Source organism: Mixta mediterraneensis (genome assembly GCF_014946725.1).
GTDB lineage: Bacteria > Pseudomonadota > Gammaproteobacteria > Enterobacterales > Enterobacteriaceae > Pantoea > Pantoea mediterraneensis.
Map to the genome: position 1 here is coordinate 332,198 of NZ_JACFXY010000002.1, position 14,421 is coordinate 346,618.

Sequence of the window (14,421 nt, forward strand, 5' to 3'; positions counted from 1 at the left end):
CTCCTCAAAACAGATCGCTCTGGTTTTTCAATAATGCTTCCACGTCTTTATCCACTTTAATGTGAATTTCATGCTCAATTTTCACATTCATATTGATAGTGATTGGCTCTTTTGGCGCGGCGACTTCTATGCGTGGTACGCAGCCGATCAGCGGCAGACCGGCTGCCAAAATCAGTAATGCCCTCAGGCTCATGGATGGTGATCCTTCTTCACTGGCAAGGTGGCGTTCTGCTCCACCCAGGATTGCAAATTATCGCCAAAGCGCAAACTGCGCCAGAGCTGGAACAGGTTTTCCTGATGACGATAGTTGAGATTGACGGTTTGATTACGATTGCTGAAGCGGCTGACGCCTTGCACCTGTGCCTTCATGGTGAGCGCGCCCAGGGTATCCAGATTAAGGGTGGCCCATGAACGTGAAATCTCCATGTAGCGCAACCAGTCCAGCGCTGCGCCGGTCGCCACATTGTTATGGGTTATCGCATCGGACATGTCTTTGTCCATGCGAAATGTCAGCGGCCCGCTATTGGCTATCCAGCCATCTTCAACCAGCCAGCGCTGATTATTCAGCCACAGCGGTAATTCACCGTTAATCTTGCCGGACATCGCAAACTGCCTGGGCTTAATGGCGGTAATCAGCTTGCTTAAGCTAATATCACGCAGCGAAACGCGTGCCGCTTCATGTTGCGGCATACGCAACGACGGCAACGTGATTTGCCCGCCAAGCACATCGAGACTGACATCCTGCAAGATTAAAGGATGTGATTCAGACCACGGCCAGGCACCCTGTAAATCGGCCCGAATGTTTTGCAGCGCAAACTGGTTTTTCACCTCGGCAATACGCAGAGAAACCGGGCCGCGTACGCCAAGCTGCCAGCGTTGGTTCTTCAGGCGGAAGGGCAGCGAAAAATCGACACCGTTGATTTGGCTGTCTGACGTCCAGACGCTGCCCTGTTTTACTGTCCAGTGACCGCCTGCTTCAAAACCCTGTCCTGGCGCGGCGGAAAAAGCCACCTGTGCGCGCAGTTCGCCGGACTGAATTTTCATCTTCAGATCCTGGCTTAATAACGGCTGAAAAACAGTCAGTGATTGCGAGGGCCACCACGCTTCGCCGCGCAGGCGCTCGCCATCCCAACGGCCATGGACGCGCAATGGGCCAATAGCCTCCGCTTTTAGCTGTCCACGCCAGACGAAATCACTGGGGTCGCGCCCTTTGGCTTCAAATTCCAGCTCAGAATCTGGTAGCCAGCCACCGTAGCTGAATTGGGTTTGGCCGGACTTCATCTGAAAACCGCCGTTAAAGGAGGGGTGTTGCGGATCGCGCTGCCAGTTAACCGGCGCCGTTAACGTTAAACGGGGTTTACTGGCCTGTACCATCGCGTATTTCAGCTGGTTAAAGCCGGTTGATAAGGTATCAAGATGAATTAACGTTCCCTGCCAGCCGCCGGTTCCCGTGAGATCCCACCGGGCGTTAAGCGGCACCATCTCACCCGTTCCCCAGTAATGCCAGTTCCATTCTCCTTTGTCAGGCCAGAAATTATTCGCCCGACCATCCAGGTGCAGCGTGAAGCGGCCAAAGCTGGGATCGTGCGCCTTTAGAATCGCTTGCAGACGCCCGTCAATGCCCTGCGAAGAGAGACGCACGCCCGCCAGCGGCCAGCGCGCTTCATCCACTTCCAGGGTCGATAATAAACGACCACGCGAACGCAACAGTGCGCCAGGTTTCAGCGTGAGGAGTGGATCGAGAACCGGGCCGTTGAGCTCTCCAGGTAGAGTGCCATACAACTGTATCGCCGCCAGCTTGCTTTCACCGGTGAGCTGAAACGGCAGCTGACTTTGCGTTAGGCTGAGCTTGCCCGGACCGATGTTCAAAACTACGTTGCCTTTGCCGCCGCGCCCCTGGGTCAGAAGATTGAAGCGGCCTGTTATACGCGTCCCTTCCAGCCCGGATCGCCAGTTATCCAGCGTTATATTGATAAAACCTGACAGCGGCTGGGTATCCAGCGGCCAGTAATACTGGCCCTTTTCAATGTGGATTTGATCTGCGCTGGCCTGCCACGGCAAATTCAGCAACGGCTGCGGGATGCCTTGCATCGCGACGCTCAATAAACCTTGCTGCTGCTGCCAGTTCAGTGTGACATCAAGCGCCCCAGGCAGCGCGCCGAGCGCCAGTTTACCTTCGACCTTACCGTTCACCGGTAGCCCGTCAGCGAATTCAGGCAATTCAAGCTGCCCCTTTAGCGTGACGGGTTCGGTAAGCGCCGCATTTTTCAGTGTCAGGCTGTTGATATGCAGTTGCTGGCCTTGTAAGTCCGCATCAAGTTGCAGGTTGTCGCCCTGAAAATGGAGCTGTTGCTGGTTGCTTTCCAGTTTCAAATCCAGTCGTCCGGCATAGGTTTGCCATGGCGCAACCATGAATTTATCGACATGAATAGTGGCGCCAGGCAGCATCGCTTGCCACTCGGCCAGACTTTTCGGTGCTGTGGGTTGATCTCCACTCGCGGGTAACTTTTGCAGGCAGTCAGTGTTCAGCGCAGCCTGACCGACGTTAAGCTGCCAGCGCGACGGGTGCCAACCCAGGGACGCCGCATCCACTGAAGCTAAGACACAATCGTCCGCCAGATAACGAATATGGGGAAACCACAGGCCGCCGTTGCGCCAGCGGGGGCTGCCTTCCAGCTCAACACGCGTATCGGGTGGCAGCCAGATACCGACCAGTCGCGGCAGCCATTGCGTGAGGGTCAGCAATAAGCCCAGCACCAGCAGAATCAGCGCCAGAATCGCAGCAAGTCGTCGGCGGAAAATCCGTGGCATGACAACAATAATCCTTTTCCTTACAGGAATCTGACAAAGATGATGGCATGTTATGCGCGGAAGGTGAAGGTTTGCTGAACAGACAATGAAGGTGATTCAGCAAAGTGCGGCAGAAAACGTTATTCTTTGGACATCCCCGTATGCAGGAGCAAGACGATGAAAATCGCGGTTTACAGCACCAAACACTATGACCAAAAATATCTTGAGCAGGTGAACCAGGCGTATGGTTATGAGCTGGTGTTTTTCGACTTTTTGCTGACGGAAACGACCGCTAAAAATGCCGTGGGATGTGATGCCGTCTGTATTTTCGTTAACGATGACGGTAGTCGCCTGGTTCTGGAAGAGTTAGCGGCGCTGGGTGTGAAGCATATTGCGCTACGCTGTGCTGGGTTTAATAACGTCGATTTAGCCGCAGCGAAGGCGTTAAATCTCAACGTGGTACGCGTACCGGCCTACTCGCCGGAAGCGGTGGCAGAACACACTATCGGCCTGATGATGACGCTCAATCGCCGTATTCATCGCGCCTATCAGCGCACGCGTGATGCTAATTTTTCACTGGATGGCTTAACCGGTTTTAATATGCATAACAAAACCGCTGGCGTGATTGGCACCGGTAAAATCGGCGTTGCTACCATGCGTATTTTGAAAGGGTTTGGCATGCGTTTACTGGCGTTTGATCCTTTCCCGAGCCCGCAGGCTTTAGTGCTGGGCGCAGAATATGTCGATCTTCATACTCTATTTGCCGAATCAGATGTGATTACGCTGCATTGTCCCTTGACGCCAGAGAATCACCACCTGCTTAACGCCGACGCATTCAGCCAGATGAAAGATGGCGTGATGATCGTTAATACCAGCCGTGGGGGATTAATTGATTCTCAGGCTGCGATTGACGCACTGAAACAGCAAAAAATCGGTTCGCTGGGCATGGATGTTTATGAAAACGAGCGCGACTTGTTCTTTGAGGACAAATCAAATGACGTCATTCAGGATGATGTTTTCCGTCGTTTATCGGCCTGTCATAACGTCCTGTTTACCGGACACCAGGCATTTTTGACGGCAGAAGCGTTAACGGCTATTTCAGCCACCACGCTAAGTAATCTCAGGCAGCTCGGTAAGGGCGAGACCTGCCCTAACCTGGTGTCAGCGTAAAGGTGCGCAGGCCGGTAAAATCCGGCCTTCAGCACGGTTTAGCGCGCGCAGCGGCCGCCAATCAGCGCCTGTTCATCACAGCGACGGCCATTAACCAGCTGACACATGCCAATGCGCGAACCATCTAACTGATGTGAAAATGCCAGCGTACCACCAGCATTAGCGCAGTTACTTTCTGCTAAAGAAGACATAACAACGTGCGGTTGAATATGGGCGGCGGTAGCCTGCTGTGGCGGTTCATTGTCATCGCCGTGGCTGCTACAGGCGGATAGCAACAAAGCGGCACCGGCCAGCAGAAAGGTGGCTGCTTTCATCAGTTGGACTCCGGGGTTGAGGTTAGAGGCAGAGCCAGCATATGTCAGGCAGCGTAAGGGGTCGAGAGGCGAAACAGCTTTTTACAAAATTTTCTTTGTTGCTTTGCAAGCAGAATTATCCTGTTTAGCGCCTGTGCTTGTGGCAGCAGGCCCACAACGGTTTATCACTTTCGGAGAAAAGCCATGTTAACGGATATGCTAATCCGTATTGCACTTGCGGGCGTGTTAGGTGGGTTAATTGGGATGGAGCGCCAGATGCGTGCCAAGGAGGCGGGCTTACGCACCCATATTTTGGTGGCCATTGGGAGCACGATGTTCATGCTGGTCTCCAAATATGGCTTTGCCGACATGCTGGATAATCACCATGTTGCCCTTGATCCCAGCCGTATTGCCGCTCAGGTCGTGAGCGGCATGGGCTTTCTGGGCGCCGGAACGATTATCATTCAAAAGCAAATCGTTAAAGGCTTAACCACGGCGGCTGGACTGTGGGTAACGGCCGCCATTGGTCTGGTGATTGGTAGCGGTATGTATGAAATCGGTATTTACGGGACGGTACTCGCGCTGGTGGTGTTAGAAGTATTCCGCCGCATCAGCCATTTTCTCATTGGCCGACACCATACCATTATGGTGTTACTGAAAGCGAAAAGTGTGCCGCTGGTGCTTTTGGCTTTGCAACGTGAGGGCATCCGCTATGGGCATATCGCGGTAGTCAATCGCGATCAGGAAAGCGGTTTATGTGAACTGAGCGTTCAGGTGACGTTGTCACATAAAGCCAAAGGTTCTCATCTCTATGAAAAAGCCATGGAAATCAAAGGAGTGCAATCGCTGGAAATGATTTAATTTGTGCGTTTGACGGTGACGGAGGTTCCCTTCCACGGCTAAAAGCATGCCGCCTTTTATGAGGTAATTACCGCCAGCAAACCTGGCGGTTCGGGTAAAATACATTTTAAATCAATGAATTAAGTGTGCCACCGATTTGCATAATCGAAACCACCAGCTACGCTTATTACTGTGACTAGCTAGTCCTTCTCAAAGAAAACACCCTTAGTTGAGGCCTATCTATGACACAACAGAAGCACCGAGGCGGTTCGGGGAATTTCGCTGAAAACCCAGAACGTGCCAGCGAAGCTGGCAGCGCCGGCGGCAAAGTAAGCGGAGGAAATTTCAAGAATGATCCGGAACGTGCCAGGGAAGCAGGCAGGAAAGGAGGCAAAATAAGCCGTCGCACCTCAAAGTAGCACTACTGGAAAGGCGCCTTAATGGATTTTTCACGCCAGGGATGGGCGATTACGCTTTTACCCACCGTTTTCTTTTATCGTAGAGAAAAAAGCAATAGCCGATTTAATCGGCTTTCGCATTTTATTGCGGCATGAGCATTTGGCTCTTATCGCCTTTTCCTGACTTGCCTCGCGGGACTCTGCTCCCTGTGCAGTCGCATCAGTGTTTTGATGCCTTTACTGAAAAGACATCAGGAGAGTGAATCCGCTTTTTCGTTACAACGTAACGCTAGCGCGCTTTGCAGGGGCAGATTAACGCTAGGAAGAGTTCCACATTCGCAGAGCGACACTTAAAATCATGCTGGCTTTCATCGTGGCAATCCGTACCATATTCACCCTATTTGAAGTCGCTACGGTCAGTGACCAGGACGCAAGCAAAATGGCTGCGCTTTCCTGGTGCCCCCCAATGTCAGGCAATAATTAAATGCAACAAAGTCAAAAAGATACAAAAAAAGATCACTATAATTTCAACAAACTGCAAAAGCGCCTGCGCCGCAATGTGGGCGAAGCTATCGCTGACTTCAATATGATTGAGGAAGGCGATCGCATTATGGTTTGCCTGTCGGGCGGCAAAGACAGCTATACCATGCTGGAAATTTTGCGCAGTTTGCAGAAAAGTGCACCAGTGAATTTCACGCTGGTAGCGGTAAACCTTGATCAGAAACAACCTGGTTTTCCAGGTCATATCCTGCCGGAATATCTTGAAGCGCAGGGCGTTGAATACAAAATTGTCGAAGAAGACACCTATTCCATCGTTAAGGATAAAATCCCTGAAGGCAAAACTACCTGCTCGCTTTGCTCACGACTGCGTCGAGGCATTCTCTATCGCACCGCCAGTGAGTTAGGTTGCAGCAAAATTGCTCTGGGCCACCATCGTGACGATATTTTGCAGACGCTGTTTTTGAACATGTTCTATGGCGGCAAAATGAAAGGTATGCCACCGAAACTGATGAGCGATGATGGCAAACACATCGTGATCCGTCCGCTGGCCTATTGCCGCGAAAAGGACATCATTCGCTTCTCCGAAGCGCGTCAGTTCCCTATTATCCCCTGCAACCTGTGTGGTTCGCAGCCTAACCTGCAACGTCAGGTGGTGGCAGATATGCTGCGCGACTGGGACAAGCGTTACCCGGGCCGGATCGAAACCATGTTTAGCGCCATGCAAAACGTGGTGCCGTCCCATATGGCTGACGTCAATTTATTCGATTTCAAAAGTATTAAGCATGGTGATGACGTGGTAGATGGCGGCGATCTGGCTTTTGACCGTGAAACGTTGCCAATAAACCCGATTGGCTGGCGGAGAGAAGACGAAGAGACGCCCGACCTGAGCGCACGGCTCGATATACTGCAGATCAAATAACGTCTGAAAATATTAAGGGCGCACAGTTTTTGCTGTGCGCCCTTTTCTTTTATCTGTGTGGCGGCGGATCCATAACCGGTGGAAATTCTGGGTCTGGTGGCGGATCGGGTTGCGGCTGCGGTTGTGGAATCGGCTCAGGGATAGGGGTTGGATCGGTTGGAATCGGTTCGCTGGCAGTAATCGCATTCATACCGTTCTCCTTCTCTTGCATAGGTTCTTTAAGCATAGAAAAGAATGCACGACAGAGCCAGTCAGGTAAAAAAAAGCCGGCGGATAAGGCCGGCTGATTCGAATTAAAAGGTGTTACGTATTAATTCTAAAGAAAAGTAAGACAATATGGAGCACAACGCCCATCGCTTGACGTTGCATTCACCTGCGGGAGTGATTCTGCGTCAGGTTCCGCCAGGAATTATTGATATTGATCATCTTTAATGTTCCTTCTGGAATTTTTATCTACATTTAACTTTTTGATAACGCTAATTTTAGTGTCCTATAACCAGCGTCGCCGTTTCAGGTATCCCGCCACGCCCAGCGCTAATACGGCGAGTAACAAGCAAAACACGCTAAAACCGTAATGCCACGTGCCACCGGGAATGCCGCCCAGGTTAACGCCAAATAAGCCGGTAAGAAAGGTGGCTGGAAGGAAAATCATCGCCATCAGCGACATGGTATAGGTACGGCGGTTCATGGATTCAGCCATCACTGACGCCAGTTCATCTGCCAGCACGGCAGTACGCGCCACGCCCGCGTCTAAATCGTCCAGGCCGCGCCCTAAACGATCCGAAATGTCCTGCATGCGGCGGCGTTCGCTATCATCCATCCACGGCAGTTTTTCACTGGCCAGGCGCGCATATACATCGCGCTGAGGCGCCATATAGCGTCGCATCACAATCAATTGTTTACGTAGCAGCCCAAGTTCGCCTCGCGCCGGAATGCGCTGATCGAGTAACGCATCCTCCAGTTCGATAATTTTGTCATGCAGTTCTTCAATAAATTCGCTGGTGTGATCGGTTAATGCATCGCAAATTTCCACCAGCCAGCTTCCACAATCCACCGGCCCATTACCGTTTTGCAAGTCAGTCAGCACTTCATCTACCGCATAGACTTTACGACGGCGGGTAGAAACAATCAGCTTGTCGTTAATAAACAGCCGCATCGCCACCAGCTGGTCTGGACGCGAATCGCTGTTGTAATTCACGCTGCGCAACACAATCATAAATCCATCGCCCAGGCGGTTAACGCGCGGGCGCATGCTATCCCCCGCCAGCGCATCGCGCACCGAATCCGGCAACAGCGGTGTCGATTGCAGCCATTCTAAACTTTGAGGATGGGTATAATTTAAGTGCAGCCAGCACGGTTTTTCGCAATGGATGACGTCTTTATCTTCAATGGCAATCTGGCCGCCCTTGCCGTCCAGCTGACAGGCAATAATGGCATCTGAAATCTGTAACGCTTTACCTTCAATCACATCCACGATGATGTCTCATTATCAAAATCAATACGATACAGTCTAGCGCGACAGTAAGCAGTTGCAATCTTCTGAATGTGAGGAAAGGTGTGAAACTGCGGCCTGCGACAGGCCGACAGCATTAATGCTTTTCGATCCACAACTCGCGGCTGTATGCCACGTCCTCTGGATTGGTAATCGGATACCCTTTCACCCAAGGCTTGATTAACCGGCCATTAGTGTACTGATAAATGGGTGCAACGGGCGCCTGATCGGCAAGAATCTGTTCAGCGCGATTATAATCAACGTTACGCGCCTGATCGCTGGTTTCAGTACTGGCTTTTGCCATCACGGCGTCATAATCGGTGTTTTTAAAACGCGCAATATTACTGCTATTCCCTGTCGTCAGCAGGCTCAGAAACGTTGACGGTTCATTGTAGTCGCCCACCCAGGAGGCACGAATTACATCGAAATTACCGCTGTTTCGGCTGTCGATGTAAGTTTTCCACTCCTGGTTTTCCAGCGTGACGTCAACACCCAGATTCTTTTTCCACATAGACGCAACTGCAATGGCAATCTTCTGATGGCTTTCTGACGTGTTATACAGCAGCTTAAGATGCAACGGTTTATCCGGGCCGTAACCCGCAGCAGCCAGCAGCGCTTTGGCCTGCGCGTTCAGCTCTTTTTGATTATGCTGCTGTAAAAATGATGGCAGCGGTTTAAAGCCCGCAGTGACATCGGGCGTAAAGTGCCACGCTGGCTTCTCACCGGTTCCTAATACTTTTTCTGCAATGATGTTGCGATCAATACTCCACGATAGCGCTTTACGCACCCGCACGTCCGCAGTGGGTCCTTTTTGCGTGTTGAAGGCGTAATAATAGGTGCCAAGTTGATCCGGCGTATAAACCTGACCTGGCAACGTCTTTTTCAGCAATGCATACATGTTTTTGGGGAAAGATTCCGTAATATCGATGTCATTCGAACGATAACGTTTGGTGGCGCTCGACTCTTCGTTAATCGGAAGAAAGGTGACGCGGGTCAGCACAGAATGGGCGTTATCCCAGTATTCAGGATTGCGCGTCAGCACAATTTTTTCATTTACTACGCGATCGCTAAGTTGATAGGCGCCGTTACCTACCAGTTTACCTGGCGATGTCCAGCTGTCGCCCTCTTTAGCAATCACTTTTTGCGGCACAGGAAACAGCGCTACGTTAGCCACTAAACCCGGAAACCACGGTACCGGTCGATCCAGCGTAACCTTCAGTTGCTGCTTATCCAGCGCGCTGACCCCGAGTTTATCGGGGCTCATTTCACCTTTGGTAATCGCTGTCGCATTTTCAATGCCGCTCAGGCCAGCAAACCAGGCAAAAGAAGAACTGTTTTTGGGATCGACCAGCCGTTGCCAGCTGTAAACAAAATCCTGCGCGGTAACCGGCTCACCATTGGACCAGCGTGCGTTCTTACGCAGGGTGAAAATCCAGGTTTTGTTGTCGCTGCTGCTCCAGCTTTGCGCCACACCCGGCACAATTTTACCGTGTGCATCTTGATTGGTCAGGCCTTCGAACAGATCGCGAATAACCTGGATCTCAGGTAATCCCACGGACTTAAGCGGATCGAGCGACGCAGGTTCGTCTTTTATATGGCGAACAATTTCCTGTTTTTCGGCGAGTTGTGCTCCAGCGGGAACATTGGCTGCCAGCACGGGCGAGACAATGGTACTCAGGCTAAGTGCCACCAGCGTCATGCGAAACGTCGTTATCATCATCACCTCTTTACCCCTAAGAAGCGCTGCATCAGGGCATTGCCAACGCAGCTTGTCCCTGGGCACTTTAGCGCAAATTGCTGATTGATAAATAGCTATTTTCCCACCCCGGCTTTTCAGCTACTTTTAGGCTAAACCCTTCGAGAGAATATAAATATGTTGTCATTACATCCGCGACCGCTGCGTGGAAAACTGGCTATACCTTATCAGCGTTATGGCACCTCAGCGTTGGGCGCACCGCTGTTATGGTTTCCGGCCCCGCTCGCTGATATTGACAGCGGTTTGATTCTGGCGGGCACCCACGGCGACGAAAACGCAGCAATTGCTACGCTGTCTGCCGCACTGCGCACCTTACCCGATCATCTGCGGCGCCATCACGTGGTGTTAGCGGTAAATCCCGATGGATGCCAGCTCGGGTTGCGCGCTAACGCGAATGGCGTTGACCTTAATCGCAACTTTCCGGCCGCTAACTGGCAACCCGGCAACACGGTGTATCGCTGGAACAGTCTGGCCGACGATCGCGATGTGAAATTATCAACGGGCACCCATCCCGCTTCTGAACCGGAAACGCAGGCATTGTGCGCACTCATCCATCAGCTCAAACCAGGCTGGATTGTGACATGGCATGAGCCGCTGGCCTGTATTGACGATCCTCATCAGATTGCAATTGGGGAGTGGCTGGCGCAGCACACCGCACTACCGCGTGTCAGTAGCGTCGGTTACGACACGCCGGGCTCGTTTGGTAGCTGGTGTAACGATCTTGGCTTGCCCTGCGTGACCGCCGAAATGCCAGCTATTTCCGTGGACGAAGCTACGGAATCCTACCTTGAAATGATGATTAATCTGCTGCGCTGGCAGTAATAATCACTTTACCGCTTTGCACCTCAATGGCGGGTTCGACATCTACCGCAAGCCAGGTTGGCCCGTCTAAATCGGCATAGCGCGCCTGGGGAATCAGCGGCAACGCCGCACGAATGGCGCGTGAGGTGCAAAGCATACAGCCTAACATGACCTCAAAACCCATTTTTGCCGCAGCCTCAGCCAGTGCCAGGGCTTCTGTCAGCCCACCCGCCTTATCCAGCTTAATGTTAACCATCTCATACCGACCACGTAGCGACGGCAGGCTGTCACGCGTATGGCAACTTTCATCCGCGCAAATCGGTAACGGATGGATAAAGTTAGCCAGCGCCGCATCTTCGCCAGCCGCTAACGGCTGCTCCAGCATGGTCACTTGTAAATCCGCGAGCAGCTGGCAACGCGCCGCCAGCCCTTCTGCCTGCCATGATTCATTGGCATCGACAATTAAGGTGGCTTCCGGCACCGCTGCACGTATCGCCATCAAACGCTCGGTGATATAGCTGTTATCCAGTTTGATTTTTAGCAGCGTGGCGCCGTTTTGCCACAAGGCCAGCGCGCTGCTCGCCATCGCTTCAGGCGTATCAATGCTGACCGTTTGCGCGGTCACGACTGACGAGGGCATCGCTGTGCCGCTAAGTTGCCACAGGGTTTGCTGCTGTTGATTCACCGCCAAATCCCATAGCGCGCAATCAATGGCATTACGCGCCGCGCCGGGAGGCAGCGCCTGCTGCAAGGCTTCACGCGTCAAGCCCTGCTGTAATTGCGGTAACAGCGTTGCGATTTGTTTCAGCACCAAAGCTTCGCTTTCACCATAACGTGCGTAAGGGGTCGCTTCCCCCGTTCCTTTGACACCCGCCTCTTCCACTTCGACAACGACAACCCTGGCCTCAGTACGGCTTCCGCGTGCAATGACAAACGGCGTATGCAATGGCCAGGCTTCGGGATACGTTTTTACCGTTCTCATTACCTCTCCTTAGTGGGCGCTATCAGGACTTAACGCGTGGTTTACCGCAATAAATGCGCTCGTAAACCCTTAAAAAATATGTCATAAACAACGGCTATACATGATCTGACGCAAAATTTCCGTCAGATCTTTTCACCATTAAAAGGAACGAGTATGTCTCAAACTGTTCATTTTCAGGGTAACCCAGTACCGGTTGCCGGTCAGTTTCCACAAGCAGGGGATCAGGCTAAACCGTTTTCGTTAGTCGCGAAAACGCTGGCAAACGTATCGCTCTCTGAGTATGCAGGAAAACGCAAAGTTCTGAATATTTTTCCAAGCATCGATACTGGCGTATGCGCTTCTTCCGTGCGCAAGTTTAACCAGCTGGCCAGCGAACTGAGCAATACGGTGGTGCTGTGCATCTCTGCCGACCTGCCGTTTGCTCAGTCGCGTTTTTGCGGTGCAGATAACCTGAACAATGTCGTTACGTTATCAACCCTGCGTGGCGCAGAGTTTAAACATGATTATGGTGTGGAAATTGCGGACGGTGCGTTGCAGGGTTTAACGGCGCGCGCTGTAGTGGTGCTGGATGAGCATGACAACGTCATCTACAGCCAGCTGGTAGATGAGATTACCCACGAACCCGATTACGACGCAGTGCTGGCAGCACTGAAGTAATCCTTTCTGGAAATTAAGCTGATCAAAAAGCGGATCACCTGTATCCGCTTTTTATTTACTGCTATTTATTCGCTGTCATGGCGTTTCTGGCCCAGGCCATATTCGCGCAATTTATTGGCAATCGCGGTATGTGATACGCCCAGCCGTTTCGCCAGCTTACGTGTGCTGGGATAAGACAGGTATAAACGGGTTAAAATTGAACGTTCAAAGCGGCTGGTAATTTGATCCAGCGTACCTTCCATCGCTTCCTCATCCAGTGACACATCTAAAGCCTGCTCCGGCAGGATAATATCTTGGGGACGTAATTCGTAACCCTCCAGCTGCGCCAGCGCGCGATAGAGCGCATTTTTTAGCTGACGGACATTACCCGGCCAGCTATAACGCGTCAGAAAGGCATTGAGCTGAGGCGATAAGCGCGGACGTGGAATACCTTGTTCATCAGCGAACCGGGCGACAAACATTTCTGTCAACGGCAAAATATCCTGGGGACGATCGCGCAGCGGTGGCAGGTTAAGCGTTAACACATTCAGACGATAAAACAGGTCTTCACGGAATTCGCCACGCTGTACCAGTTCAATTAAGTTTTTCTGCGTCGCGCAAATGACGCGTATATTCACATGAACTTCATGCTCTTCCCCAACGCGGCGGAAAGTGCCGTCGTTAAGGAAACGCAGCAATTTAGTTTGCATACTTGGCGACATCTCGCCGATCTCATCCAGCAGCACCGAGCCGCCGTTTGCCTGCTCGAAAAACCCTTTTTTACCTTCCAGCGCATTCGGATAAGCCCCCGCCGCGTGGCCAAACAGTTCACTTTCTGCCACATCATCCGGCAGCGAGGCGCAGTTTAGCGCCAGGAACGGCATTTTGCCGCGCGCGCTACGTAAATGGCAGGCACGAGCCAGCATATCTTTACCGGTGCCGGTATCGCCAATAATCAGCAATGGCGCATCATGCATTGCCAGTTTGCGTGCCTGATCAACGACCTGGCGCATTTTGGGGGCGACAGCAACGATGTGATCAAATTCTGATTCATCGGTAACAATCAAATTTTGCAGCTGGCGGCCCATGCGCGCAGTGGATTTCAGCATGATCATCGCGCCGACCGGCTGATCGCTTTGTCCTTCTTCTGCAGTCAGATAAATAGGACGCGCTTCCATCAGGAAATCACGTCCTTCAATCACCACATGCTGCGCCTGCGCTTCGACCTGTTCACTTTCCAGCCAGCGCATAAAATTGAACCCATTTATCAGGTTCCCGGCGCTGAAATTACGCATTTTCTGCTCGTCAAGATTGAACAGGTTTTGCGCGGCTGGGTTTGCCAGTTCCACTTTGCTTTTCAGGTCGATCGAAAATACCGGTTCAGGCATCGCTACCAGCAGTGCGCTCAACGCACGATGTTCACGCTCAGATGGCATGTATGTCACCGTGCGCACATCCGTCACGCCTGGTGTACGACGGATTTCGGCCATTAAATGACTAAACTGATCAAATTCCAGCGCCGAGAAATTGAGATAGATACGGCCTAATGCCGCAATTTCGATACCGCGAAGATCAATATTACGCGCAACCAGCAAGTCAAGCAGCTCGCGGGTCAAACCGATACGGTCCTGACAGAACACTTCCAAACGCATTGCGATGGCCTTAAACAGGTTAAGATTAAGCAATAATACGCTAACTTAGCGCGTGACAGAAAGAGGTCTGTCAGGAAAAGTTGACAGTTCAGAGGGAGGTGGTCAGGAATTGAGCGCATCGCTAAGATGGCGCGCTATGACAGAACAGCGCGCGGTTATTCATCACTTCGCGTTTTTTTGTAGCACCTCTT

14 protein-coding genes are annotated in these 14,421 nt (G+C 51.9%); 6 read left to right on the forward strand and 8 right to left on the reverse strand.

What is annotated here, in order from left to right; all coding sequences use genetic code 11:
* Positions 1 to 4 precede the first annotated feature (4 nt).
* Positions 5 to 193, reverse strand: a complete 189-nt coding sequence (locus tag H2P46_RS05735; protein WP_193404216.1) for a YnbE family lipoprotein — start codon at positions 191 to 193, stop codon at positions 5 to 7.
* Positions 190 to 2,811: a YdbH family protein gene (locus H2P46_RS05740; RefSeq protein WP_193404217.1), complete on the reverse strand. Its 2,622-nt coding sequence runs from the start codon at positions 2,809 to 2,811 to the stop codon at positions 190 to 192. Before H2P46_RS05740 ends, H2P46_RS05735 begins: the two co-directional genes overlap by 4 nt.
* A gap of 156 nt (positions 2,812 to 2,967) precedes the next feature.
* Between H2P46_RS05740 and H2P46_RS05745 the strand changes: the two genes are divergently transcribed.
* Entirely contained in the window at positions 2,968 to 3,960 is a 993-nt protein-coding gene (locus H2P46_RS05745; RefSeq protein WP_193404218.1) for a 2-hydroxyacid dehydrogenase, read from the forward strand.
* A gap of 38 nt (positions 3,961 to 3,998) precedes the next feature.
* Here the strand turns inward: H2P46_RS05745 and H2P46_RS05750 are convergent, their stop codons facing one another.
* On the reverse strand, positions 3,999 to 4,274 hold the full coding sequence (locus tag H2P46_RS05750) for a putative hemolysin (protein ID WP_193404219.1): 276 nt from the start codon (positions 4,272 to 4,274) through the stop codon (positions 3,999 to 4,001).
* Positions 4,275 to 4,457: 183 nt separating this feature from the next.
* Here H2P46_RS05750 and H2P46_RS05755 point away from each other — a divergent pair, with 183 nt between their 5' ends.
* From H2P46_RS05755 to ttcA, 3 genes are all read left to right on the forward strand, one after another.
* The gene (locus H2P46_RS05755; protein ID WP_193404220.1) at positions 4,458 to 5,114 is read left to right on the forward strand and encodes an MgtC/SapB family protein; all 657 of its coding nucleotides are present in this window, start codon (positions 4,458 to 4,460) and stop codon (positions 5,112 to 5,114) included.
* Positions 5,115 to 5,335: 221 nt separating this feature from the next.
* Positions 5,336 to 5,512 carry a con-10 family general stress protein gene (locus H2P46_RS05760; RefSeq protein ID WP_193404221.1) on the forward strand — a complete coding sequence of 59 codons (177 nt, stop codon included), beginning with the start codon at positions 5,336 to 5,338 and terminating at the stop codon, positions 5,510 to 5,512.
* A 463-nt stretch (positions 5,513 to 5,975) separates the two neighbouring features.
* Positions 5,976 to 6,911 (forward strand): tRNA 2-thiocytidine(32) synthetase TtcA, encoded by a 936-nt coding sequence (gene ttcA / locus H2P46_RS05765; protein ID WP_193404222.1) that lies wholly within the window; start codon positions 5,976 to 5,978, stop codon positions 6,909 to 6,911.
* A gap of 49 nt (positions 6,912 to 6,960) precedes the next feature.
* On the opposite strand, the gene ynaL is transcribed toward ttcA, so the two are convergent.
* The 3 genes from ynaL to H2P46_RS05780 form a co-directional block, all read right to left on the reverse strand.
* Positions 6,961 to 7,137 carry a proline-rich small protein YnaL gene (ynaL, locus tag H2P46_RS05770; protein WP_193404223.1) on the reverse strand — a complete coding sequence of 59 codons (177 nt, stop codon included), beginning with the start codon at positions 7,135 to 7,137 and terminating at the stop codon, positions 6,961 to 6,963.
* Between the two features lie 264 nt (positions 7,138 to 7,401).
* The gene (gene zntB, locus H2P46_RS05775; RefSeq protein WP_193404224.1) at positions 7,402 to 8,385 is read right to left on the reverse strand and encodes a zinc transporter ZntB; all 984 of its coding nucleotides are present in this window, start codon (positions 8,383 to 8,385) and stop codon (positions 7,402 to 7,404) included.
* Between the two features lie 115 nt (positions 8,386 to 8,500).
* The gene (locus H2P46_RS05780; RefSeq protein ID WP_193404368.1) at positions 8,501 to 10,120 is read right to left on the reverse strand and encodes a peptide ABC transporter substrate-binding protein; all 1,620 of its coding nucleotides are present in this window, start codon (positions 10,118 to 10,120) and stop codon (positions 8,501 to 8,503) included.
* 156 nt (positions 10,121 to 10,276) lie between these two features.
* On the opposite strand from H2P46_RS05780, the gene mpaA reads away from it, so the two are divergent.
* Positions 10,277 to 10,981: a murein tripeptide amidase MpaA gene (gene mpaA, locus H2P46_RS05785; protein ID WP_193404225.1), complete on the forward strand. Its 705-nt coding sequence runs from the start codon at positions 10,277 to 10,279 to the stop codon at positions 10,979 to 10,981.
* On the opposite strand, the gene ycjG is transcribed toward mpaA, so the two are convergent.
* Positions 10,959 to 11,942 (reverse strand): L-Ala-D/L-Glu epimerase, encoded by a 984-nt coding sequence (ycjG, locus tag H2P46_RS05790; RefSeq protein ID WP_193404226.1) that lies wholly within the window; start codon positions 11,940 to 11,942, stop codon positions 10,959 to 10,961. The genes mpaA and ycjG overlap by 23 nt on opposite strands.
* Before the next feature lie 153 nt (positions 11,943 to 12,095).
* Between ycjG and tpx the strand changes: the two genes are divergently transcribed.
* Complete coding sequence (gene tpx, locus H2P46_RS05795) at positions 12,096 to 12,599, forward strand: thiol peroxidase (RefSeq protein WP_193404227.1); 504 nt, start codon at positions 12,096 to 12,098, stop codon at positions 12,597 to 12,599.
* Positions 12,600 to 12,664: 65 nt separating this feature from the next.
* Here the strand turns inward: tpx and tyrR are convergent, their stop codons facing one another.
* Complete coding sequence (tyrR, locus tag H2P46_RS05800) at positions 12,665 to 14,230, reverse strand: transcriptional regulator TyrR (protein ID WP_193404228.1); 1,566 nt, start codon at positions 14,228 to 14,230, stop codon at positions 12,665 to 12,667.
* Between the last annotated feature and the right edge of the window lie 191 nt (positions 14,231 to 14,421).